Annotated in this window: 1 protein-coding gene; it reads right to left on the bottom strand. The window is 42.7% G+C overall.

The window, feature by feature from the left end:
- Positions 1-393 (bottom strand): biotin operon repressor (locus tag SB717_RS33990; RefSeq protein WP_410907216.1); only part of this gene is annotated, 393 nt, incomplete at both ends.

A 393-nucleotide genomic window follows, 5' to 3' on the forward strand; every position in this document is an offset into this window, starting at 1 on the left:
CGATGGGCGTAAAATAATACTCATCCAAATTCCTGTTCCTTTTGGTGAATGCCATTTTCTGCTTAAACGACCTCTTCCCGCTGTTTGTTCTTCTGCTACAACGATAGTTCCTTCTTCTGCACCTTCATAAGCAAGTTTTGCTGCAATGTGCTGCGTTGATTCAACAGTTTCTTCAAAATACACTGTTCTACCAATTCGCTTCGTTTGTAGCCCTAACTGAATTTCATTAGCAGTCACTTTGTCTGGCTTACTTGCAATTCGGTAACCTAATCGGCGCACAACTTCAAGTTCATATCCCTCACTCCGGAGATCTTCCATATGTTTCCACACAGCAGTTCTTGAACAACCAAGTTTATCACTAATCGTTTGGCCGGATACAAACTCGCCATCCGC

It is taken from the genome of Priestia sp. SIMBA_032, from assembly GCF_046535215.1.
Taxonomy (GTDB): Bacteria; Bacillota; Bacilli; order Bacillales; family Bacillaceae_H; genus Priestia; species Priestia aryabhattai.